Origin of the sequence: Thiomicrospira microaerophila (assembly GCF_023278225.1) — a bacterium.
Classification (GTDB): domain Bacteria; phylum Pseudomonadota; class Gammaproteobacteria; order Thiomicrospirales; family Thiomicrospiraceae; genus Thiomicrospira; species Thiomicrospira microaerophila_A.
In genome coordinates, this window is the sequence record NZ_CP070959.1 from 173,497 (window position 1) to 197,182 (window position 23,686).

22 protein-coding genes are annotated in these 23,686 nt (G+C 47.3%); 17 read left to right on the forward strand and 5 right to left on the reverse strand.

The genetic code is table 11. The features are described from left to right. The 3 genes from JX580_RS00875 to JX580_RS00885 form a co-directional block, all read right to left on the reverse strand. Window positions 1–3,066, reverse strand: a complete 3,066-nt coding sequence (locus JX580_RS00875) for an efflux RND transporter permease subunit (RefSeq protein WP_248850926.1) — start codon at window positions 3,064–3,066, stop codon at window positions 1–3. 5 nt (window positions 3,067–3,071) lie between these two features. Then, window positions 3,072–4,094 (reverse strand): efflux RND transporter periplasmic adaptor subunit, encoded by a 1,023-nt coding sequence (locus JX580_RS00880; protein ID WP_248850927.1) that lies wholly within the window; start codon window positions 4,092–4,094, stop codon window positions 3,072–3,074. Window positions 4,095–4,251: 157 nt separating this feature from the next. Then, window positions 4,252–4,959 (reverse strand): DUF3581 family protein, encoded by a 708-nt coding sequence (locus JX580_RS00885; protein ID WP_248850928.1) that lies wholly within the window; start codon window positions 4,957–4,959, stop codon window positions 4,252–4,254. A gap of 120 nt (window positions 4,960–5,079) precedes the next feature. On the opposite strand from JX580_RS00885, the gene JX580_RS00890 reads away from it, so the two are divergent. The 12 genes from JX580_RS00890 (at window position 5,080) to JX580_RS00945 (ending at window position 15,354) form a co-directional block, all read left to right on the forward strand. Beyond that, on the forward strand, window positions 5,080–6,174 hold the full coding sequence (locus JX580_RS00890; RefSeq protein ID WP_248850929.1) for a TRAP transporter substrate-binding protein: 1,095 nt from the start codon (window positions 5,080–5,082) through the stop codon (window positions 6,172–6,174). A 50-nt stretch (window positions 6,175–6,224) separates the two neighbouring features. Further along, window positions 6,225–6,422: a hypothetical protein gene (locus JX580_RS00895; RefSeq protein ID WP_248850930.1), complete on the forward strand. Its 198-nt coding sequence runs from the start codon at window positions 6,225–6,227 to the stop codon at window positions 6,420–6,422. Beyond that, complete coding sequence (hypB, locus tag JX580_RS00900; protein WP_248850931.1) at window positions 6,423–7,172, forward strand: hydrogenase nickel incorporation protein HypB; 750 nt, start codon at window positions 6,423–6,425, stop codon at window positions 7,170–7,172. 3 nt (window positions 7,173–7,175) lie between these two features. Beyond that, a complete protein-coding gene (locus tag JX580_RS00905; RefSeq protein ID WP_248850932.1) occupies window positions 7,176–7,409 on the forward strand; it encodes a HypC/HybG/HupF family hydrogenase formation chaperone in 234 nt (77 codons plus the stop codon). A gap of 3 nt (window positions 7,410–7,412) precedes the next feature. After that, window positions 7,413–8,552, forward strand: a complete 1,140-nt coding sequence (gene hypD / locus JX580_RS00910) for a hydrogenase formation protein HypD (protein WP_248850933.1) — start codon at window positions 7,413–7,415, stop codon at window positions 8,550–8,552. Further along, complete coding sequence (gene hypE, locus JX580_RS00915; protein WP_248850934.1) at window positions 8,549–9,550, forward strand: hydrogenase expression/formation protein HypE; 1,002 nt, start codon at window positions 8,549–8,551, stop codon at window positions 9,548–9,550. Before hypD ends, hypE begins: the two co-directional genes overlap by 4 nt. Before the next feature lie 112 nt (window positions 9,551–9,662). Next, a complete protein-coding gene (locus JX580_RS00920; RefSeq protein ID WP_248850935.1) occupies window positions 9,663–9,857 on the forward strand; it encodes a DUF2281 domain-containing protein in 195 nt (64 codons plus the stop codon). Continuing rightward, on the forward strand, window positions 9,848–10,183 hold the full coding sequence (locus JX580_RS00925; RefSeq protein ID WP_248850936.1) for a type II toxin-antitoxin system PemK/MazF family toxin: 336 nt from the start codon (window positions 9,848–9,850) through the stop codon (window positions 10,181–10,183). Before JX580_RS00920 ends, JX580_RS00925 begins: the two co-directional genes overlap by 10 nt. Before the next feature lie 92 nt (window positions 10,184–10,275). After that, complete coding sequence (locus JX580_RS00930; protein ID WP_248850937.1) at window positions 10,276–10,620, forward strand: hydrogenase maturation nickel metallochaperone HypA; 345 nt, start codon at window positions 10,276–10,278, stop codon at window positions 10,618–10,620. A 39-nt stretch (window positions 10,621–10,659) separates the two neighbouring features. Further along, window positions 10,660–13,113, forward strand: coding sequence for a hydrogenase small subunit (locus JX580_RS00935; protein WP_248850938.1), 2,454 nt, complete (start codon window positions 10,660–10,662; stop codon window positions 13,111–13,113). After that, entirely contained in the window at window positions 13,113–14,813 is a 1,701-nt protein-coding gene (locus tag JX580_RS00940; protein WP_248850939.1) for a nickel-dependent hydrogenase large subunit, read from the forward strand. The genes JX580_RS00935 and JX580_RS00940 overlap by 1 nt, the downstream gene beginning before the upstream one ends. Window position 14,814: 1 nt before the next feature. Beyond that, the gene (locus tag JX580_RS00945; protein WP_248850940.1) at window positions 14,815–15,354 is read left to right on the forward strand and encodes a HyaD/HybD family hydrogenase maturation endopeptidase; all 540 of its coding nucleotides are present in this window, start codon (window positions 14,815–14,817) and stop codon (window positions 15,352–15,354) included. A gap of 17 nt (window positions 15,355–15,371) precedes the next feature. Here the strand turns inward: JX580_RS00945 and JX580_RS00950 are convergent, their stop codons facing one another. After that, on the reverse strand, window positions 15,372–16,079 hold the full coding sequence (locus tag JX580_RS00950) for a transposase (RefSeq protein ID WP_248850941.1): 708 nt from the start codon (window positions 16,077–16,079) through the stop codon (window positions 15,372–15,374). Between the two features lie 312 nt (window positions 16,080–16,391). Between JX580_RS00950 and JX580_RS00955 the strand changes: the two genes are divergently transcribed. From JX580_RS00955 to JX580_RS00975, 5 genes are all read left to right on the forward strand, one after another. Beyond that, window positions 16,392–17,237, forward strand: a complete 846-nt coding sequence (locus JX580_RS00955; RefSeq protein WP_248850942.1) for a pentapeptide repeat-containing protein — start codon at window positions 16,392–16,394, stop codon at window positions 17,235–17,237. Continuing rightward, window positions 17,234–17,863: a nucleotidyltransferase domain-containing protein gene (locus tag JX580_RS00960; protein WP_248850943.1), complete on the forward strand. Its 630-nt coding sequence runs from the start codon at window positions 17,234–17,236 to the stop codon at window positions 17,861–17,863. The genes JX580_RS00955 and JX580_RS00960 overlap by 4 nt, the downstream gene beginning before the upstream one ends. Further along, on the forward strand, window positions 17,856–18,176 hold the full coding sequence (locus JX580_RS00965) for a hypothetical protein (RefSeq protein WP_248850944.1): 321 nt from the start codon (window positions 17,856–17,858) through the stop codon (window positions 18,174–18,176). The genes JX580_RS00960 and JX580_RS00965 overlap by 8 nt, the downstream gene beginning before the upstream one ends. Before the next feature lie 122 nt (window positions 18,177–18,298). After that, window positions 18,299–20,593 (forward strand): carbamoyltransferase HypF, encoded by a 2,295-nt coding sequence (gene hypF, locus JX580_RS00970; protein ID WP_248850945.1) that lies wholly within the window; start codon window positions 18,299–18,301, stop codon window positions 20,591–20,593. A gap of 42 nt (window positions 20,594–20,635) precedes the next feature. Next, the gene (locus JX580_RS00975; protein WP_248850946.1) at window positions 20,636–21,631 is read left to right on the forward strand and encodes a 2-hydroxyacid dehydrogenase; all 996 of its coding nucleotides are present in this window, start codon (window positions 20,636–20,638) and stop codon (window positions 21,629–21,631) included. A gap of 62 nt (window positions 21,632–21,693) precedes the next feature. On the opposite strand, the gene JX580_RS00980 is transcribed toward JX580_RS00975, so the two are convergent. After that, a complete protein-coding gene (locus JX580_RS00980) occupies window positions 21,694–23,484 on the reverse strand; it encodes a DEAD/DEAH box helicase (protein WP_248850947.1) in 1,791 nt (596 codons plus the stop codon). Between the last annotated feature and the right edge of the window lie 202 nt (window positions 23,485–23,686).

The window sequence follows — 23,686 nt, forward strand, 5'->3', positions numbered from 1 at the left end:
TTAGGGGCTGATTTTACTTCTGGCTGTTAAGCGATATATTAACGGAATGGTGAACAGGGTGAGCAGGGTTGAAACACCGATGCCCCATACAATCGCGGTAGCGACCGGGCTAAACATTAATGAGTGACCGCCTAAACCTATGGCTAATCCCATTAAGCCTGCCATCGTGGTGAAGGTGGTAATCAGGATCGGAACCAGGCGGCGCCGAGCGGCATAGACAATCGCATGGAGCACCGACATTCCATCATCTCTCCGACTATTGGCGGCAGAGATCAGTACGATGGCTGAGTTGACTGCAATACCGGATAGGGCGACCACGCCATAAAGCGTATAGAGGCTGAGCGGGTAACCGCTGAGCCATAAGCCATAGGCAACACCGGTAAAGGCCATCGGAATAGTGAGCAGGATAATAAGGGGTTGAAAATAGCTTCTAAATTGCGCACCCAAAATCAAGTACATCAAACCGACGCCCATCACAAACAGCATCATCATAGCATTCAAGGATTCATTGATCTCGTCGAGTTCACCTGAAAAATCAAGATTAATGCCAGGGTGATTGACCGCAAGCTGTTCCCAAGCCTGTTGTAATTGCGCATTCGCGCTTAGGGTGTCAATTTGGCTGCGATCAATATCAGCCTCAAGGGTGATAGCTCGGCTAAAGTTATGATGGCGTAAACTGACATACCCCTGACGAACTTCGGTATCCACCAGCTCGCTTAATGCAATCCGGTTTCCGCTTGGGCTGGCAATTTGCGTGGCTAACCAGGCCTGGATGTCTTCAGTGTGCGGTAAAGCACCGCGTACTCGTAAATCCACCTGTTCGCCTCGGTCGTTCATTTGTGCAACCACTTCGCCATCCGTCAACAAACGTAAGCTACGCACCACGGTCATAGGGTCGAGGCCAGCACGACTGATTGCCGTCATGTTAAGCTGGGTGACCAGTTGCGGACTGCCGAGAGTGGCATCATTTTGAATATCTTTAATGCCGGGTATGGTTTCAAGCACGCTGGTCAGGTCAGCAACTGCGGCTGCGATTTGGTCATAATCATCCCCGCGCACTTTGACGCTGATGGGTTTGGAGCTAGGAGGGCCGCCTGAAAGTTTTAGAACCCCTACTTCTGCAGGGATGGGGGCATGGGTTATAAGGTAGTCGCGTAATCCATCTATAATCTCATCTGCAGTGCGCTGGTTTAATTGCGCAAGGCTGATAAACACCTGCCCGTAGTTTTCGCCAATCAGTGGCTCGGTTTCGGTGAACATTTGACCGGCATAACTGACCAGTGCCCGCTGCTCTTCGGGTTTTAACCAGGCCTGGGCGAGTTTTTCAACTTCACGCGTTTTAGCAAGCGTTTGGTCGAGCGGGGTGCCTGTCGGCAATTCGACATTCAGGTAAAAAATCTCCAGGGTATCAGAGGCGAAAAAATTGGTGGTGATCCGTTCCGATGCCACCAGATACACCGCGGACGAAAAGGTTGCGATCAAAACGAGTAGCGTTAACCAAGGGTGGCGAAAGCTTTTGACCAGTGCACGTCCATACAGGTTGCGTAGCTTCATTAAACGTCGTTCACGGCCGGGGCTAAGGTGGTGAGCCTGATCTGCTTTTAAATGCATGGCATGGCTTTGGGAGGGTAGCATCCAAAAGGCTTGAATAAGACTGATAATCAAGGCAATGGTCACCACCAGCGGCACAATCCGCATAAAGTCACCAAGAATGCCAGGCAAGAGCATTAACGGTAAAAAGGCGGCAATGGTGGTGAGCACCGCCGCGATCAGTGGCCAGCCAACTTCCCGCATTGCTTCAATTGCCGCGTCTAGGGTGTTGCGGCCTCGGTGCATTTGTTGATGCATGGCTTCAATCATTACCACCGCGACATCCACTAGCATCCCTAGCGCAATAATGACGCCGAGTAGCACGGTGAGGTTCAGCGTTTCCCCGGACATGTTGAGTACAATAAATACCCCGGTAAGGGAAAACGGAATCGCCATTGCCACCAACACCCCAATGCGCCAGCCCAAAAACAACCAGCTCACCAATAAAACAAAGGTTAAGCCTTGCAGCGCATTGGTTTGCATCATCGAAATCGCATCGCGGGTGGACTGGGTTTGATCATCTGCAAGGGTCAGGGTCAGGCCTTGTGGCGCATACTGTTGGTTATAGTCGTCGATAAAATCTTCTAGCCGCTCGACTAGTTCCAGCGTATTGGCCATGCCGGATTTCATTACCGCCAGCATAATCGCCGGTTGATCATTCATCGAGACTAATTGAGTGGCATCTTGACGTGCACGCAGAATTTCGGCCACATCTTCAAGTAATACCTCGCCCTGTGGTGTCGGCAGCGGCAATTGTGCCAAGGCTTGTGGATCAGGGCTTTGACCGATATGGCGAATTAACCATTGCGCTTGACCAACGCGTAACTTTCCGGCTGCTTGATCTTGCCATTGTGCCGCGATCATATCAGCAATCATCGGAGGGCTTAGGCCTAAGTTGGCAAGGCGGTCAAAGTCCAGTCGGACTTGGAGTTCGGGTTTTTCCAGGCCGATGGTGTCAATGCGATCTACACCGCGTAAACGTTCTAGTTCACGTTTAAGTTGATAACCTTGCGAACGCAGAGTTTCATCCAGCGCCTGCCCCTTCAGAACTAAGGTGGCAGACGGATAGGCATTCGCACTGGTAATTTCAATCACCATCGGCTCAATAATATCAGCCGGCAATTCTGGGCGTTTGTTTTGGATTTCGCGGCGAAGGTCGCTGATGCGCTTGTCGAAAGTGCGATCATCTAGATCGCGAAAACGCACCAGAATATTTGACAGGCCCACCCGCGAGGTGCTGGAAATGAAATTGACATCGTTAAGTTTACGTAAGCCATCTTCAAGTGGCTGAGTCACGCGGGTTTCAATATCTTCCGCGCTGGCGCCAGGGAGAGCGGTGACAATCACAATCCAGTTAAAGTTGATCGTCGGATCTTTTTGGCGCGGCATATCAAGATAAGACAGGGTGCCTATTACCAGCACCAACGCAAACACCAGGTTTGCCAATACCGCATTGCTAATAAAGCGTTTGATCATAGCGTTTACTCGCGTTTAAGGCGTTGTTGACCCTGGGTTACAATTTGCAGATCAGTCGGCCAGTCAGCGGGCAGTAGATACGGACGTCCTTCTTGAGCCTGATCTAAAATACGGAATTGCAGCTGCTCGCCATCGACAACGAATACCCCTAAATCCTGGTCACGCTGGACGATGATACTCGCAGGTAAATAGGGGCGAGATTGGGTTAAGGTGATTTGACCACTTAGCCCAATCGGCAGTTCGGTTTCAGCGCTAAACCAAAGCTTGACTGAACGGCCACGCGGTTCAATATTCGGTGCTTGGCGTAATAGCTTAACCTGCTGCTCTTCGATACCCTGCGCTCGAAAAATGGCATAAAGATCAGCAGGCCTGCTGGTGCTTTGCGCATTGTGTAGCCAGCTGAATGGAACTTGGGTTTCAATTTCGGCTGCTTTTGTTTGTAATAGATCGAGTAACGGGGTGCCGATACTGACCCACTGACCTAAACCCACGTTTTGTTGCAATACTACGCCATCAAAAGGCGCATAAATTTGACAGCGTTGGATTTGACGTTGGGCAATGCGTTGTTCAGTGTTAAGTAGTTGCTGTTGCGCTTGCAGTTGTTGAACCTGGGTTTGCGCTTCATCTAGTTGGCTGCGACTACTTAGGTCTCGGGCTTGCAGGCTTTCAAACCGAGTAACTTGTAATTGCGCTAAACTCAAACTCGCTTGTGTTTGTTGTTGTTGCGCTTGCAGACGTTCAAGTTGCAGTTGTTGGTCACCGCAATCCAGCTCAATTAATCGCTGCCCACTTTTAACAAACTCGCCGGGGCGAGGCTGGATGTGCTTTATCCGAGCGTTTATTTCACTGGATAGAGCGGTCTGGTTCGGGCTGATAACCTCGGCGGCAAACGACTGAGATAACTCAATCACCACTTCTGCAAGCGGTTGGATCACGACCTGGTTGCGCCAGTTATCGGATGCCCAGTTCATCGGGCTCGTTAAAATCAAGCTTAAAACTAAAGCGGGTAAGATACCTTTTTGTTTCATTGATTTGAATTCCAATTGAGATTGATTTTCAAACTATTATAACGAGGGTTGGGCTTTTGATTTAGGATTTTGGCGGCGATTTTTAACTGGCTAAAAGCCGCCGCTTTGATGCAAGCGACGGCTTTATTTAATTAACAACAGGGGTCTAAGCGGGGTGTTAGGTTAAATAGGCACTTTTGGCATGTTCGTATTGTTTAACGAGATCATCAATCGCTTCCTGGTCGTAATCACGTAAACCACTTAATAACATGGTTTTGTAGCCATGACCAATCTTGCGTTCGTCTTCAAAGGTATCAAACGCGATTTTAACCTGACCCCGCTTGCCATTGACCTCCAGTGAGGTGTCGGTTAGTTTAAGTGTCGGCTGTTTGGCGTTCAGGTCATCAAATTCAACCAACATGCTATCGTAAATCACCATCGGTTTTTCCGGATTAATCATCACGTTATTTTGTTCCATTAACGGCACCAAAATATGCGGAAAACTATGGCCTGAAAACGCGACATAAGCTTTTGAAAAGGCTTCGATCATCGCCATATCTTGGCTAATTTCGCCGCGTTGTTCAATTTCAAGATAGGCTTTGCCGTTTTGGTCTTGAATCTGCATTTTTTCAGCCATTTTCTCAGGAAACACCAGCGCGGTATCCTTGCCGACCATGCCGGTATAGTTAAAACGCATCGTTTGCGCGACCCCTAATTTTGCTAAACTTAGCGCAAACAGCAAGTCACCAGGCACGCAAAAACGTTTAGATTCTGGGTTATGCAATGGGTTGAAATCATCCGCTACCTCTTTGGCAAAACGGCTGCCTTGCTCAGGCGTAATTAAAATTGTTGATTCTTGTTCAGTATAAAAAGGGGCTAGATACATAGTATTTTATGATTATTAAAAAAGCGTTCATAATACTGTAAGCCAAGGATTTGTGCCATAGCTTGTTAAGCCTCTAGCTTATAATGTTAAGATAGGTTTATCTAATTTTAAGGGTTGAATATGCAAAGACGCAAATTATTAGCCGGCATGGCGGCACTCGGTGCAGCAGGTCTGGTGGGCTGTGGCTCGAATTGTGATGAAGGTGTAAGTATTGATCGTGAACAGGTGTTTAACTGGAAAATGGTGACGGCTTGGCCGAAAAGCTTTCCGGGTTTGGGCACCGGGGCGAATGAGCTGGCCCAACTGATTGAACAGATGTCCGGTGGACGCATTAAGATTAGTGTTTATGGTGCCGGGGAACTGGTCGGGCCGTTTGAGGTATTTGATGCGGTGTCGCAAGGTCAAGCGGAACTCGGCCATGCTACCGCCTACTACTGGAAAGGCAAACTGCCGAGTGCGGATTTTTTCACCGTGGTGCCGATGGGGCTGACGGCTGAAGAAATGAACAGTTGGTTGTATCAAGGTGGTGGCATGGCACTGTGGGAAGAGGCCTATAAACCTTTTGGTTTGATTCCGAATGCCGCCGGTAATACCGGCACCCAAATGGGCGGTTGGTTTAATCGTGAAATTAATAGCCTAGCCGATTTGCGTGGCTTAAAGATTCGAATGCCAGGCCTGGGTGCTGAAGTGTATCAAAAGGTGGGCGCAGTCTCGATTAACCTGCCGGGTAATGAGTTGTTTCAAGCGATGCAAACCGGGTTGATTGATGCGGTAGAATTTGTTGGGCCTTACAATGATTTGGCCTTTGGCTTTCATCGGGTGGCAAAATACTATTACACGCCAGGATGGCAAGAACCCGGTTCGGCGTTAGAGTGTATGATTAATCAAAAAGCCTTTAATCAACTCACCCCTGATTTACAGTCAATCGTGCGCAACACCATGAAGGTCGCTAACCTAAGTATGCTGGCTGAATATACCGCGCGTAATCAGCAGGCACTCAATACCTTGATAAATCAGCATGGCGTACAATTGCGCCATTTCCCTAAGGATGTGTTGCTTGAGTTGAAAAAAGCCAGTGCGGAGGTGGTTGAAGCGGCCGCCGCGCGTGATCCACTCGCGGCTAAAGTTTGGGCTTCACAAAAGGCGTTCCGTGATCAGGTCGCGCCTTGGACAGCAACGTCTTTGAAGGCGTTTTTAGATTTACGCAGTTTGTAAAGGGCTGGTTTTACAACCAGGCCTGGTTATAACAGCTATCGGAGACAATCATGAAAAAACGTTTAACATCGCGGTTATTAGCGCTTAGCGGGCTCTCAGGTTTATTGGCCTCAAGCCAGGCCTGGGCACATGAAGCGGATCATCATCATGTGCATTTTTATGACAGCTTTATTCAGCATTTACCTTTGCTGGGGTTAGTCGTCGCGGTTTTAGTCGTAGGCTATTGGCTACAAAACAGGAGACGTTAGATGTGTGAAGATTGCGGTTGTAGCCTTGCGCCTGCCAAACCGGCCAAGCCGTTGGTGCTGGATAATGTCAAACTTAACCCCCAGTTAAACGACAGCAAAACGCTAAATGTCATTCATCAAATCCTCGATAAAAACAATCAACAAGCCGAGCATAATCGTGCGCATTTTGATCGGGCAGGGGTGTTGGCATTGAATATGATGTCGAGTCCGGGCAGCGGCAAAACCCGCTTGCTCGAAGCCTTGGCAGATTTGCCTGAGCGCGAGTTTCGTTTTGGTGTGATTGAAGGCGATTTAGAAACCAATCGTGATGCTGATCGGATTCAAGCCAAAGGCATTGTTGCGCATCAAATTCAAACCGGCACCGCCTGTCACTTAGATGCGTTTATGGTGCACAAGGGGCTGCACGCCATGCCGTTAGACCAGCTGGATGTGTGCTTTATCGAGAACGTCGGCAACCTAGTATGTCCGGCGAGCTACGATGTTGGCAGTCATTTGAATATTGTACTGCTGTCGGTGCCCGAAGGCGATGACAAGGTCGATAAATATCCGGTGATGTTTCAAAAAGCCGATTTGGTGTTAATCACCAAATGTGATCTGTTGCCGCATTTTGAGTTTGATCTTGATGCAGTTAAAGCCGCCGCACGCCGCCTCAAACCCAATGTCGACATCCTCAGTATCTCGGCGTTAGATAGCACAAGCGTTGAACGAGTCGCCGACTGGATTCGCTTTAAACGCAAAATGCGAGACTAGCTGATGTGTTTATCGATTCCTTCACAAGTCGTGCGGATTGAGCAGGACACCGCTTGGGTTGATACACTCGGTATGCAGCGTCACGCCAGCCTCGCCTTGATGGGCGAGGAGGTCGCGGTGGGAGATTATGTGTTGATTCATGTCGGGTTTGTGATGAATAAAATGGATGCTGAGGATGCCGCGCAAAGCCTTGAACTTTACCAACAAATGCTGCAACAGCTTGATGCGCCCAGTTGATTAATGATGGCAATACAACTCAAAGACCTGTTTGACGGCTTTCGTGATCCGGCCACACTCAGCGCGCTGGCGGAAAAAATTCAACAACGCGCCGAAGGTTTAAGTCAACCACTGCGGATTATGGAAGTCTGTGGCGGTCACACCCACAGCATTATGCGCTATGCCTTGCCGCAGTTACTCCCCAAGCAGATTGAATTTATTCATGGCCCGGGCTGTCCTGTCTGCATTATGCCAAAGGAACGGATTGACCAAGCCATCGCCTTGGCGTTTGCGCCTAATCATATCTTAGTCACGCTGGGTGATATGCTGCGGGTACCGGGTTCAAAAGGATCGTTGGCACAAGCGCGCGCGCAGGGCGCGGCAGTTCATGCGGTTTATTCACCGTTAGAAACCCTAAAAATCGCTCAACAGAACCCTGACAAACAGGTTATCTTTTTTGCCATCGGCTTTGAAACTACCACACCCATGACCGCCGCACTGCTGGCGCAGGTGATCGCGCTGCGACTCACCAATGTGTTTTTTCACATCAACCATGTGCTAGTCCCTCCGGCGGTGTCCGCCTTGTTAGCCGAACAGCCCTGCCACATTGATGCGCTGATTGCGCCTTCACATGTCAGCGTCATCAGCGGTGCAAAAATTTATCAATCCCTGTTAGAGACCTATAACATCCCGATCGTCGTCAGTGGGTTTGAGCCGGTTGATCTGTTGCAAAGTATTTTGCAACTGCTTGATCAATATCTAAGCAATCAACCCGCGCTGGAGGTGCAATACAGTCGGGCGGTAAACTGGCAAGGCAACCTAAAAGCCCAGGCCTTAATCGAACAGTTTTTTCAGCCCCGCGCCCATTTTCGTTGGCGAGGTTTAGGCGATATTCCACGCAGTGGATTACAACTTAAACCCGACTGGCAAGCGTTTGATGCCGAAATAGCGTTTGCCGATTTACTGTCGCACACACCGATTGATGATCATAAGCGCTGTATCTGTGGTGATATTTTACGCGGTCGCGCCAAACCCCATGAGTGCAAAGTCTTCGCCCGAGGCTGTGACCCACAGCACCCGCTTGGCAGTTGCATGGTATCGAGTGAAGGCGCCTGCCATGCCTATTATCGCTATGCCAAACAAACCCCCGAGGTTCGAGTATGAAATCGATACAACTTAGCCAAGGCGGCGGTGGGTTAGAAAGCCAAACACTGATCCAGAACCTATTTTATCGCCATTTTAATAACCCGATTTTAGCGCAAGCGGAAGATGCCGCGCTGATTGAATGCCAGGGCCAAACCGCTTTTACTACCGACAGCTACACCGTGAATCCACTGTTTTTTCAAGGCGGTGATATCGGCAAACTAGCGGTAATCGGTACGCTCAACGATTTAGCGATGCGCACCGCCAGGCCTGGTTATCTTAGCGCCGGTTTTATCATCGAAGAAGGCTTAGCTTATGCCGATTTAGAACGCATCGTGGCCTCAATGGCGCAGGCAATCGCTGAAGCAGATTGTCAGTTGGTCTGTGGCGACACCAAGGTGGTGCCGAAAGGCGCGGTTGATAAATTGTTTATTAATACCTCCGGCATCGGCGCCGTTCAAACAAACCATCCACCGGCATTAAACCGGATTCAACCCGGTGATGCGCTGATTGTCTCCGGTGACTTGGGTCGCCACGGCGCGGTGATTATGGCTGCACGCGGCGGGCTGGATTTAAACAGTGACCTGCAAACAGATTGTGCTTTGTTATGGCCGTTGGTCGAGGCCTTATTGAACGCTGGGATTGAACTGCATGCCTTGCGCGATGCGACACGTGGCGGTCTCGCCACCGTGCTCAACGAATGGGCGCAAGCCAGCGGTCTTGGCTTGGCCATCGAAGAAAGTCAACTGCCCATTTGTGAGCCGGTGCAAGGTTTGTGTGAATTGTTAGGGTTTGAAGCCTATGACCTCGCCAACGAAGGCAGGATGGTCATCGCTTTGCCGGCTGATCAAGCCGAGGCAGCGCTAAGGGTTTTGCGGCAGTTTGACATCAGCCAAAACGCAGCGCACATCGGTGAAGTGAACCAACATCAACCCGGTCAAGTCATCATCCAAACCGCTTGGGGCACCCAACGGCGACTCCACTGGCCCAACGGCGAACTCCTGCCAAGGATATGTTAAAACCTGGCTTTAAGTATCTCAAGTATCCCAAGCAGAATAGGTAAATATTTGACTTCAGGGCTGAATCGAGTAGCATTTAACTTAACTATTAATGTTGGGTAGGGAATAAAAAATGCGAAGTATAACAGTAACAGAGTGGCAAAGCTTGCCTGAGCAAGCGCAGCAGGAATTATTAGATTTCTTTTATTTTTTAAAGCAAAAGTATAATCAGCATCAAGATGCTCAAGAAACTCAGGCCTTCTCAAATCACTCTGCACAGCAGGTTTCGGATTGGTTATTACCGGAAGAGGACGAAGTATGGAAATAGTCTGTGGTGAAATCGTTTTGTGTGAGTTTATCTTTAGCGATGGACTCGGTGTAAAAAGTAGTCCTGTGTTGGTGTTTAAAGATAATTTACCCTTTGAAGATTTTGTGGGGATTCCCGTAAGCGCCCAACCCGTTCGCCATCAAGATGAGGTTCTGTTAAGTAATGTAGATTTTGAGCTAGGTGGACTACCTAAAGATTCAAAACTCATTATTCGTAAAACCTTTGTTATTAACAAGCATGTTATTAAAAAGTCTTATGGTGTTCTAAATAAAACAAGATACACAGCGATTAAAAATAGCTTTTGTGACTATTTTGACTGCCGTTGAAGCAGATTCCAAACAATATGTGGTAAGTCACCAAGACTAAGTCAAAACTTCGCTTTTCTGATCAATTTTCACTCTATCATTAGGACAAGGCGATGCATGAATATTCTGTGGTTCAGGCGCTGATGTCACAGTGCGCAGACTATCTAAGGCAGCATCAGGCAGAGCAGGTTGAACAGATTGTCGTACAAATCGGCGTGTTAAGTGGGGTCGAGCCTGAATTATTTGAACGTGCATTTGATTGCTTTAAACTGGCTGAACCCTGGTGTCAACAGGCTGAATTAAAACTTGAGGTTCAACCGGTGCGGGTGCACTGTGCCGATTGTGGATTTGAGGGCGAAACCCAGCCGCATGATTATCGTTGTCCGCAGTGTCAAAGCGGTGAAGTGAAGATCATTGCCGGCCAAGACCTGCTGCTGATGCAATTAACCCTGCGCTAAGCGGCGCTGATTTAAAACAAAACCTGAGGGGGCGAGAAGATGAAGATTGTGATTATTGGCGGCGGCATTGCGGCGGATTATATTGCCAATCAATTTTTAGCCCAAGACCCGACGGTCGAGATTTTGATTTTATCGAAAGAAGCCTATGCGCCCTATGATCGTATTCATCTGTGTGATCTGGTGGAAGGCACTGCACAGCTTGAAGATATTACGTTGGATTTAGACCCGAAAGTTCAGCTTAAATTAAATCACAAGGTCACGCGAATTGATCGCCAAGCCAAACAGGTGTTTTGTGGCGACCAGGCCTATGGCTATGATTATCTGGTGATTGCCAGCGGCTCGCAACCGCGCACTTTGTTTGATTTGTCACAGATTGACAATGCGATTACCTTTCGAAGTGCGGATGATAGCTTTAAAATCGCCAAAAACCTTGAAGATCGCCATGTCGTGATTGTCGGCGCCGGGCCGATTGGCTTAGAGTTATTGGATACGCTGATTCGGATGCCGCAACCCAAGGCGATTACCTTGTTAGTGATCGATCATGCGCTGTATGCGCCGGATGTCGATGCCTCGATTGTTGAGATGATGCGCGCCACCTTTGAAGCTGACCCACGGGTGCAGATTTCGTTTAACGACCAAATTATGGATAAGCAGGTTGATGGTCGCCTGATTACCCGCTTAATTACTCAAAAACTTCAAATAGACAACCCGTTTGTGATTTTTGGTATTGGTATTCAGCCGAATATTGATTTTGCGCGTGAGGTGCTGAGCGCAAAGCGCGGACTGTTGGTGGACCAACACATGCGTACCGAAGATTTGTTTATTTATGCGGTCGGTGAAGCGGCTGAAATTGAAGCCACCGGTTTTTGTGCCGGTCACGCGCGTGACTGTCAACAGCAGGCCGACGTCGCAATTGCGCATATCTTAAAAACCAACCCTGCTGCAGAACGCGAGGCGCAGTATCAACGCCAAGTGTCGATTGATGGTTTGAAAGTCGGCGCATTTGATTTTATTGATGCCACATCCCCGCAGTACAATCCGCATGATCCGCAAAATGAAACGATTCTATTGCGTGCGAATAATCCACAACGCATTGACCAATACATTGTTAACCAAGATAAGTTAGTGCGGTTTTTTGGCGCGAACACTAACGTGGATGCGATGGCGGTCAAACGCTTAATGGAAGCCTATGAAGCGGTCGATCCGGCGTTTTTCTATACTAGCCGCTTGGTCAGTGAAAAAGGGCGTTTGGTGTGCAGTTGTGTCGGTGCCTATCAAAATGAATTGGTTGAGCTGATTGCGGATAATTTGGTGACCGATTTTGCCGAGTTAAAACCCTATAGCCAAGCCGGGCGGGTGTGTGGTCGCTGTAAAAACGAGGTGATGGCGTTGATTGCGTCCACCGAGGTGGATCCGGCTGAAGTGGCGCGTAAAAAGCAACAACAGGCCGAGCAGCGCCAGGCTGAACAGCAACAAAAAATTCAACGTCGATTGGAAAAGTTTAATCGTTTTCATCCCGACACGCCAATAGACAGCCATGAAATCGACCAGGCCTTGGCCGCGTTTGATAAGGTAAAAGATTTTAACGGCTGGGTATCCATGATGACCCTGAATTTAGAGTTTCCGCCAGTCTATCAAGACCTGGTGCGTCAAGGGGTCTATCAACTCAATAAAATGCCGGTGATTTGGCTGGAGTTGGCGGATTGCAGTGGTAACTCGGAGGCGTTTATTAAAACGGTGAATCCGAGTATTGATGAGTTGATTTTGAAGTTTATCTCATTGGATTATCACGAGTTACTCATGGCAGCTTCCGGCCCACATTCTGAAACACGGTTAGATGAAATCATTGACCAATACCCGGGCGACTATTTGTTGATTGTTGAAGGTGCGATTCCATTAGCGATGGACGGCAAGTATTTGCGCATCGGGCCCAAAGGGGAAACCGGCGAAGCCCTGTTAAAGCGTGTTGCGGCTAAGGCGGCGGCGATTATGGCGGTGGGGTCTTGTGCGTTAGATGGGGGCGTGGTGGCCGCCAAACCGAATCCGACCGGCGCGGTCGGCGTGGCGGAAGCCTTGGGGCGTGATGATATTATTAATCTGCCGGGTTGTCCGGTGAATCCGATTAACGTGGTCGGCACCTTGTTGCATTATTTAATGCTCGGCGAAATGCCGGCGCTGGATAGTAAAAATCGTCCGCTTTGGGCTTATGCTCCAAGAGTGCATGACAACTGCGAACGCCGGGGGCATTATGATGCCGGTGAATTTGTGTTGGAGTGGGGCGACGAGGGCGCAAAAAAAGGCTGGTGTTTGTTTGAGATGGGTTGCAAAGGACCTTATGCCGATATTAACTGTTCACTCGCAAAGTTTAACGAAAATACCTCTTGGCCGGTGCAGGTCGGACACGGCTGCATTGCCTGTGGCCAAGGAAAACGCGCGTTTGATGAGCTGGCGAATAACCGCAAAGTGATTGCGATGCCAACGGGAGATTTTTAATGAGTAGCGCTACCAAACAAAAAATTGTGATTGATCCGGTGACACGCATTGAAGGCCATTTACGGATTGAAGTCGAGTTGGATGAACACAATGTGGTTAACCAGGCCTGGGCGTCCGGGCAGTTATTTCGCGGGATTGAAACCATTTTAAAAGGTCGCGACCCGCGTGATACCGGTTTGATTGCCCAGCGAATTTGCGGTGTGTGCACCAATGTGCATTATCGCGCGTCGATTAGCGCGGTTGAGCAGGCTTACCAAATTGAAATTCCACGAAATGCTGAAATCGTGCGCAACTTGGTCAGCTTGGCGTTGTTTGTGCAGGATCATCTGGTGCATTATTATCATCTGCATTCGTTGGATTATGTCGATGTGGTCAGTGCCTTATCCGCTGACCCCAAATTAGCCAGCGAACAGGCGCATGATTGGCACAGCCATCCTTATCAATGTAGCCAGAGTGATTTAGCCGCCAGCCAACAAAAGCTCACGCAGTTTGTTCAAGCCGGCCGTTTGGGCTTGTTTGCCAATGGGTATTGGGGGCACAGCGCCTATCGGTTTAGCGCGGAACAAAACCTGATCCACATGCACCATTACCTCGAAGCCCTGCGGATTCAACGCGAAATCAGTAAGGCGATTGCAATTTTTGCTGGCAAAACACCCCATCCACAAAACCTAGTCGTGGGCGGGGTTACCAGCGTGATGGATATGCTGAATCCGCAGCGGATGAATGATTATTTATTTATTATCAAAGACGCCCGCGAGTTCATCAAACGTGCCTACCTGCCGGATATGAAAATGCTGGTCAGCGCCTACCGAGATTCGATCAAAGCCGGCGAGGGTCGCGGTCACGGCCATTTTATGAGCGCCGGCGGTTATCGCTTGTTTAATGATCAAACGCTGTTTGCGCAAGGCGTGGTGTTTGGCCATCAATTTGACCAATTAGCCGATTTTGACCCCAGCCAGATTACTGAAGAAGCGGCACGCTCTTGGTATCAAGATAATGAACCCCGCACGCCCTATGACCAAACCACTGAGCCGCATTACACTGACTTGAATGACGATGGCACGCTAAAAACCGAAGGCAAATACAGCTGGATTAAATCGCCGCGTTATCAAGGCAAAGCGATGGAAGTCGGGCCCGCTGCACGCATGATTATCGGCTATTTGCGCGATGCGCCGCTGATCAAGCCCTATATGGATAGCTTTATGCAGGCCTGTGAGTTAGAACTCATCGACTTTTCCAGCACCATAGGGCGCAATGCCGCACGCGCGATCGAGGCCGAACTGACCTGTGATGCGATTTTTGCCTTCGCCAGTGAGTTGATTGAAAACATAAAATATTATGACGAAACCACCTGGACACGCTATGTATTTGAAGACCTGCCGAGCCGTGCGCAAGGGGCAGGGATTTTTGAAGTGCCGCGTGGAACCTTGGCGCATTTTGTGCGCATTGACGACGCCAAGGTGGCTAACTATCAAGCGGTGGTGCCGACCACTTGGAATGCCTCACCCAAAGATGGGCAAAATCAACCCGGCCCCTATGAGGCCTCACTGATTGGCATTCGCCTCGCTGACCCGCAAAATCCATTGGAGGTATTGAGGGTGGTGCATTCGTTCGACCCCTGTTTAGCCTGTGCGGTGCATGTGATTGATGCGCAGGGGCAAGCCCTAGCCGAATACCGCATTCAACCCAAGAGCTTATAGCGTGGATGTCTGTGCGCCAAAAATAGCGGTGCTGGGGTTAGGCAATCTGCTGTTTAAAGATGAGGGGTTAGGCGTAGTCGCGATGCACTATCTGCGTCATAATTTTAGGTTTTCAGCAGCGCTCGATTTTGTTGATGGCGGCACGTTGGGGATTAATTTACTAGATTATTTCCATGATTACTCGCACTTGCTGATTCTCGATAGCCTATCAACCCCCTCTGCCGAGCCGGGGGCGGTATTTCGTTTGCCGCTGACCGCGTTACAAAATCTTGGCGATTATCGTAAAACCGCGCATGAAATCGAGTTACTGCAAGCCTTGGATATGGCGAGATTATTAGGCTTAAATTTTGAACTGGAGGTAGTGGCGATGATTCCACAAGATATTGAAAGCGTAACCTTCGTCTTATCCGAACCGGTGCAAGCGGCGATGCCGTTAATGGCCGACACCGCCCGCGAAGTCCTAGCGAACTGGGGCGTACAGACCCATCCGATTGCACAACCCTTGTCTGCAGCTAAGATTGCCGCACACCATCACCCATAAATGGGGTCAGAGTAAAATTAAATCGCTTCTTCATTTTTCCGCCAACCAATAGGGCGGCCACGTTTACTTTCGATGAGTTTGCGACCACTTAGCGCTTCAAGTTGTTTTTTAAAAGAATCTCCGCCAATCGCCAGCCCTTTATTCACAGATTGACGAATGTCAGTGATTGTTTTTTCATTCAATACTGACTGAAACAAATTCTGATAAGCGGTCTTACGAATTTCTGGCTCAGGGTCTAAAGCGAGATAGAGCGGGTGAGGGGTTTGCAATTGGGACTCTTTATTCAAAGCATTCACTTGATAACTCGACCAAGGGTAATCAGCTGGGTCCTTAACCATCTTTGCACGAACTGGATTCAACTCAATATAACGGTAAAGTTCAAACAAATAATGTTCTGCTTCCACTAAACAAGACTTAAAACGCCCTTCCCACAAGGTTCCTGTTCGTTGATATTTATGATTAAAATAACGAACATACTGCCGCCCAATCGCCTGCATCATTTGGCTAATGCCAAGATCAGCATGAGCGGTACACAATAAATGGACATGATTCGTCATCAAACACCAAGCATGAATAGCAACCGAATATTTCTCGGCATATTGTTGAAGCCAATGCAAATAGGCTTTAAAATCAGACTCGTCAGCAAAAACAACCTGTCGATTATTGCCGCGTTGGATGACATGGACAGGAACCCCGCAGGGCGTAATGCGATTAGGGCGAGCCATAACTAAACCTAATGAAATGGGTGGGAACTAGATTTTAGCAGATTTAATTTTACTCTGACCCTTTTTACTACCCTGTTTATATGGAGGGGTTTGCCATTAACTGCTGGAAAACTCAGGATATTTGGTTTAGTGTTAGTCATGGTGAACTCGCTTTTGTTGTTTACGAACGTTTCTTGGTCGAAACATAATTATATCAACAAGTTAAGCGAGTTTTGCCTCTTTTTATGAAATATTCGGGTTAAATAAATGCTAGATAATTTTGTGCTTAGATCATATATTAAAATCAGATTTAATATTACAAGGTTTAAATGAATGAGTAATAATACCCCGCCTGATTTTTTACATAAAAACTCTAATCGAAAGGTTGTTCTTGATTATTATGTAAAAGAAGATGTTCTTGACCGGCCAGAAGAATTTAAATATATGGTGTTAGAAAGATTAAACGCTAAAGGTATTAAATTCAAAAATGTTTCGTTCGAACACTGTGTATTTAATGGATGCTATTTTAATAATTGCGTTTTTGATACCTGTAATTTTACAGGGTGTAGGTTTATTGGTTCGAATTTTCATCAAACAGCTTTTAGAGGTTGTGATTTTAGATACGCAATCTTCGAGCGTACTCAGTTAGATGATGACATTTTAATAAGCGAGGCTCCTAGAGAAGAAAATCTTAGGATGCACTTTTCTCGATCATTACGAATGAATTATCAGCAATTAGGTGATTCAAAAGCTGTTAATAAAGCAATAATGGTGGAGCTTGATGCAACATCTGTGTATTTATATAAATCATGGAGATCAGGCGAAACTTACTACAAAGAAAAATATCCAGGAGTTTTTAGCGGGATAATACAATTTTTAAAATGGATTGAATTTTGGGTGCTTAACTTTATATGGGGAAATGGCGAAAGCATACTAAAATTTATAAGGACCATTTTGCTTGTTCTTGTTTCTATTTCAGTATACGACACTAACACCAGCGGAAACTTATTGAATGTTGGTTTTTACTGGTCAAGTTTTGTACAGTCGCCAGCTATATTTTTGGGTATATTGTCACCTGAAAACTTTACTACTGGAGTCCTCTCATTAATTACGGGAATCAAGTTTGTTTCGTTTGCTCTTTTAACGACACTTCTTGTTAAAAGGTTCAGTCGAAGATGAGTATGCACTTATATGCATTTGGTTCAATATGCCGGGGGGAGATTGATGCTGGATCAGACATTGATTTACTTGCATGTCTGTCTGAGCCTAATCAATCGATTGATCCAAATAAATTTTCTATTTATACATATGAGCGTATAAGACAACTATGGCATGAAGGAAATCCATTTTCATGGCATTTACATTTGGAATCTAATTTAATTTATTCATCTGATGGAAGAAATTTCCTAAATGACTTGCAAGAACCATCGAAATACACAAATGCAACTATCGATTGCAACAAATTTCAAAAACTATTTATAGAGTCGCATACCTCATTAATGAAATCGAGTAATAGTATGATTTTTAATCTTTCTTGTATGTTTCTTGCCACTAGAAACTTTGCTACTTGTTTTTCACTTGGTATGGGAAGACCAATATTCTCTCGGTTGTCACCATTACTTATTGATAGGAAACTACCTATTGAAAGAGATATATTTGATATCTTAGTGCGTGCCCGTATTTTGTCCACTAGAGGTTATGGTAATCCGATATCAGAAGTGGAGGTAAGGGCGGCCAGGTCAGCTGCACCAGTAGTTATACAGTGGATGGATGATTGCTTATCTAAAGAGGTGTTCTGTGAGTGAGTTTAATAATCGCATTTCAGCACAAAGAGATATTTTGTTGCTTATAAACTCTGCAGAATGGAGTGAAGAGCTTTATGGCCTTTCGAGCGGAGCTATAGAACGCTGGATAACTGCAAATAATATTAAAAAACAGAGCGCTTTAATTCAGTTAATTCAAGAAGCAGCTAGCAAGCTTTTTTTCTTGTCAAATAAAAGCCAAGAGCAAATTACAGACGAGTATAGGATGTTATCTAAAGAGGTACAAGATTTAACTGAGAAGATTAAACGTGAGGTCATGGAAATATATAATTGGGGTCAGAGTAAAATTAAATAACGTTATTCTTAACCCAATGCCATTAAAGGCGTGTCATAATTTAACCTAATTAAATGGGTGAAAATTAGATTTTAGTAGATTTAATTTTACTCTGACCCCATTTATTCTCTTAGGGTTTTAATATGTCATCGTTAGTTTGTCAGCGTTGGGTTTTATCGGGGCGGGTTCAAGGGGTTGGTATGCGCCCTTATAGTGCGCGGCTCGCGCAGGGTTTTGGCATCGTCGGTTGGGTGGTCAATCATCCGCAAGGTGTCGAGCTGGTGTTGCAAGCAGGAAGCCAACAATTGAGTGCATTTCGCTGCGCGTTTGAAGCCGATTTACCGAGTTTGGCGCAGATTGATCAATTTGATGTCACGCCGCACGCGCCGATTCACCTAAGCGTTTTTGAAATTCGACATACGCCTGAGCAAGCCTCCTTAATGGCGGTGGCTATGTTGCCGGATCGTGGCGTGTGTGCCAGCTGTTTAGCCGAACTCTTTGACCCGGCCTCGCGGCGTTATCACGATGCCTTTATACAATGCAGCGATTGTGGCCCACGTTATTCAGTCACGCATCGCTTGCCGTTTGAACGCGCCCATACCTCACTGCATGGGTTCCCCCCTTGTCAGGCCTGCCAGCAGGAATACCAGGCCAGCGAAAACCGACGGTTTCATTGTCAAGGCATCACCTGCCCAGACTGCAGCCCGCAATTAAACCTGTTATTAGCCGACGCACGCGGCGGTTGGCAAAGCACCGCCTTGAGCCAAAGTGAGATGATTTCACAAGCCGCGCAGTTACTTTTAGACGGCGAAATCATCGCCATCAAAGGCGTTGGCGGCTATCATCTGGTTTGTGATGCGCGGCAAACTGCCGCTGTCGCGCGCTTACGTCAAATCAAGCTGCGTCCGGCCAAACCTTTTGCGCTATTGTGCCGCGACCTTGATATGGCAAAAACGCTGGTTCAGATTAACCCCCATAACCAGGCCTGGTTAGAAAATCAAGCGCGCCCGATTGTTTTGATCGATAAACAACCGAATGTTGATACTATGATTAGCCAGCAGGTTGCACCGGATATCCGGCGTTTGGGGGTGATGCTGGCGTATACGCCGTTGCACTATTTGCTATTTGAACAGCTGCCCGTCCCGCTGGTGGTGACCAGTGCAAACCGAAGTGGCGAACCGATTCTTTACCAAAACGCCGTTGTACAAAAGCAATTTGCAGGTAAGATTGCAGGAATACTGGATCACAACCGTGAGATTGTGAATCCCTCTGACGACTCCGTAGTGCAATGCATTAATCAGCCGCATTATCAAACCCTGCGATTGGGGCGCGGGCTTGCGCCGTTATACCTGCCGCTGGATGCGCGCTTTCACGGCCAATTTAATGGCCGCGTCGGGCTAGGAGGCCAACAAAAAAGTACCGTTGCCCTGGGCTTGGAACAACATATTATGTTGATGCCTTATAGCGGCGACCTGAGCAGTTTGGCGGCACAGGCGCGATTTGAGCAACAGATTCAAACCGGGCTTGATCTGTATCAACTGCGCGCCAGCAAACTGATCGGCGATCTGCATCCAAACTATGTCAGTAGCCAATGGGGGCAAACACAAAGCCAGCAGCAGGGCATCGCTTGGCAGGCTGTACAACATCACTATGCCCATCTGTTAGCCACGATGGCGGAATACCAACTGGATGAGCCGGTCATCGGGCTGGTGTGGGATGGCAATGGCTATGGTGAGCAGGGTCAGTTATGGGGCGGGGAGGTCATGCTGGCTGATCGTCAAGGCTATCAGCATTTGTTTGGTTTGCGTCCGATTCGATTGTTAGGTGGCGAACAGGCGATGAAACAACCCAGGCGGATTGCGCTGGCCTGGTTATTTGGCTTGATGCCCTTAGAATCCGTGCTAAACCTCGATTGCCCGACTACCCAGGCGTTTACCCAAACTGAACTTCGCCAACTTTATCAGCTTTATCAAACCGGCTTAAACAGCCCATTAAGTAGCTCGGTCGGTCGTTTGTTTGATGGGCTGGCGAGTTTACTCGGCTTGGTTCACCAGCTGGATTATGAAGGTCAAAGCGGTTTGCTGTTAGAAACCTATTATGATTCCGAGCATCAGCAAGCTTATGCTTTGCCACTGTCCGAGCAGGGATGGGATAGCCATCAACTGATTAAAGCCATTTGGCAAGACTATGCTAACGGCGTCAAAACTCGGTGGATTGTCAGTCGGTTTTTCAATGCGCTTGTCAACGCGGTCGCTCAAGTCAGCGAACGCTACCCGGATAAGCCTTTGGTTTTAAGTGGCGGCGTATTTCAAAACGTCACACTGATGCAACAACTCAGCCTTAAACTGGCTAACCGCCGCTGGTATAGTCAACAGTCTACGCCAATAAATGATGGTGGTTTGGCCCTAGGGCAGGTGTTTCAGTTTACAATGGATTAAAACAACCAGGGCTGGTTGTGATCTCATTCTGTGGAGTTTTATATGAAAGTCGCGATATTTAGTACCAAGCCGTATGACAAAGAAGCCTTGCGTCATTACGATAATGATGAGGTGGACTTAAGTTATTTTGAAGTGCCGTTAAACATTGCAACCGCTCATTATGCGCAAGGATTTGATGCGGTCAGCGCCTTTGTGAATGATGACTTGGGCGAAGCAACCTTGGCTAAATTAGCTGAATATGGTATTCGCTTGGTTGCCCTGCGCTGTGCCGGATTTAATAATGTTGATTTAGAAGCTGCGGCTAAACTGGATATTAAAATTGTGCGCGTACCTGCCTACTCCCCCTATGCAGTGGCAGAGCATACCATCGGTTTGATGCTGGCATTAAGCCGAAAATTGTATAAAGCCTACAACCGAGTTAGGGAGGGAAATTTCTCATTGAACGGTTTGCTGGGGTTTGATTTTCATGGCAAAACGGTGGGTATTATTGGTGCAGGAAAAATTGGTTTATTGGTGGCCGAGCGCTTAAAAGCTTTTGGTTGTGAGATTTTGGTTTATGATCCGTTTTTATGTAAAAGCTGCGAGGAACAAGGCTTTAAGCAGGTGCCATTAGAGCAGTTGTATGCAGAGTCACATATCATTTCTTTGCATTGCCCGTTAACTCGTCAGACACAAAACATGATTAATGAGGATGCACTAGATCAAATGCGCGCCAATGTGATGCTTATTAATACAGGTCGCGGTGGCTTGATTGATACTCGTGCCTTAATCAAAGCGTTAAAAAGTCGTAAGGTTGGTTATGTTGGGTTAGATGTGTACGAGGAGGAGGGGGCGTTATTTTTTGAAGACCATTCTAACGATATTATTCTCGACGATAAATTTGAGCGTTTGTTAACCTTTCCTAATGTATTGGTTACTGGGCATCAAGCTTATTTTACTCACGAAGCTTTGGAGCATATTGCAGAAACCACGATTCAAAATCTGATCGCTTTTAAATATCAGCGAAAATTGGATAACGAAATTAGCTTCAGTAAATAGTCGCTTTGATACAAAAAAAGGAGCAGAAATGCTCCTTTTTTGTTTTTAGACAAGCGGTTAACCTATCTTTTAGCGCGAGGCGCTCCTGCTGGTTTACGGCTCAACTTTGGACGTGGGTTACCTGCTCCGGCTGAAGCCCCTTCACGCACTTCGGTTAAATCCGCAGGCTGTCCACAAATCCAGGTTTTCTTTAGGGTCGCTAATTGTGCCTTGGATAAATCAGCAGGCAAATCCACCAAACTGAAGCTGTCCTGAATATTCAATTGGCGAATCGATGAACCTTCAATATTCGCTTCATTCGCAATCGCGCCAATAATATTGCCTGGCTTAACACCATTAGCAAAACCGACATTAATACGGTAGCGCTTCATACCTGATTCGGGTGGACCATCCACACGTGGACGACGTGGCGCACGCTCTGCACGATCACCGCGTTCAAAACGATCATTACGACCACGCGCCGGACGGTCACGCCCAAAATCACGTGAGCCACGATCATCGTCGCGGAAGCTCGCTTGACGTACCGGTTTGTCTTCGATAAAGAACGGCACATCACCCTGAACTAATTTGGCCAGTGCAGCCGCGATTTCTAATGCCGGCACATTCGAGGCTTGCTGGAGATCTTCAATCATTTGCTGATAGAACTCTAAGCCTTCTTCCTCTAAGGCAGCGGTAATACGCGCTTTGAATTTCTCAACACGTTGGTCATTGATGTCCTGCGTGCTAGGCAATTCCAGCATATCGATTTTTTTATTGGTTGCACGTTCAATTTGTTGTAATAAACGGCGCTCACGTGGCGCAACAAATAAAATCGCATTACCTTCACGTCCGGCACGGCCAGTACGCCCGATACGATGAACATAGCTTTCAGTATCATACGGAATGTCATAGTTAATAACATGGGTAATCCGTTCAACGTCCAAACCACGCGCCACCACGTCGGTCGCGATCAAAATATCGATCTTGCCTTTTTTGAGTTGATCAACGATACGTTCGCGGTGATTTTGTGCGATATCGCCATTTAATGCCGCCGCTGCATAACCGCGAGCTTCCAATTTTTCCGCCAACTCAATGGTCGCGGTTTTGGTACGTACGAAAATAATCATGCCATCAAACTCGGTGGCTTCTAAAATACGCGTCAAGGCATCGAGCTTATGTAAACCGCTAACTAACCAATAAGATTGGGTGATGGTTGAGGCAGTGCCGGTTTTTTGTTTGATAATTACTTCAACCGGATTGTTTAGATGTTTGCTGGCAATCTTATGGACTTCTTTTGGCATGGTCGCTGAGAAGAGTGCAATTTGACGATCTTGTGGTGTTTGTTCCAATACCCACTCAACGTCATCAATAAAGCCCATGCGTAACATTTCATCGGCTTCATCCAACACTAAGGCTTGCAGGTTGTCGAGGTTCAACGTACCTTTGCGCATATGATCCATCACGCGGCCCGGTGTACCGACCACAACCTGTGCGCCACGTTTTAGCGCGCGAATCTGACCACCATACTCCTGACCACCGTAAATAGGGAGTACATGGAAGCCTTTAATGTGGTGAGCAAAGCTTTGGAAAGCCTCTGCGACTTGGATCGCCAATTCACGGGTTGGCGCTAAAACTAAAATTTGTGGGTTGGTGTTTTTGGCATCGACACGCGACAATAATGGCAAAGCAAATGCCGCGGTTTTACCAGTACCGGTTTGTGCCATACCTAAAATATCACGACCTTCTAAAATCGGTGGAATGGCTTGAGCTTGAATCGGTGAAGGGGTTTCATAACCGACGTCTTGCAGGGCTTTTAAAACTTGGGGAATTAAATTAAAACTTTCAAATGTCACATCTACAGTGGTTTCGCTCATAGGGATTTTCCTTTTTTATACCATTAAAAAATGCTTATGGCTCATTCAACGGAAAAACGGCTGTCTGGCATGAACTCCAGAAAAAGATCACGCGCCTAACAGGCAGAAATCAGCACTGGATAAATGCAATAAGAAAGTAAGAAATGGGTTAAAAACCATTTAAAAGTTCCCGAGCTCCGTATGGCCCTCGGTCTAGCGAAAT